This is a genomic window from Winogradskyella ouciana, from assembly GCF_009709615.1.
Classification (GTDB): Bacteria; Bacteroidota; Bacteroidia; order Flavobacteriales; family Flavobacteriaceae; genus Winogradskyella; species Winogradskyella ouciana.
Genome location: NZ_WJYA01000067.1, coordinates 1 through 279, shown reverse-complemented (window position 1 = coordinate 279; position 279 = coordinate 1). Strand labels below are relative to the sequence as shown.

1 protein-coding gene is annotated in these 279 nt (G+C 30.5%); it reads left to right on the top strand.

Features of this window, described 5'->3' with window-relative positions:
* Positions 1 to 279 (top strand): SIR2 family protein (locus F1003_RS15655; protein ID WP_202913912.1); only part of this gene is annotated, 279 nt, incomplete at both ends.

Sequence of the window (279 nt, the reverse complement as noted above, 5' to 3'; positions counted from 1 at the left end):
GTTACAAAGTGAATTAAGCCGAGAAATCGTATTTGAACGTTCAGACATATTAGAATCCAAGCTTAAAAATGGAAATGTAATTCACATACATGGCAGCATAAAACAAGAGAAAGATATGTTAGTTACTTTAAATCATTATTTAGAGTGTTATGGAGCGAATTCTGAAAATACATTTCCTGAGTTATCAGTTTTCTTAGATAAGGTATTTAATTCAAAGTATGTAGTTTTGTTTATGGGATATGGGTTAGAGGAGTATGAGATCTTAGAGTATATGCTATC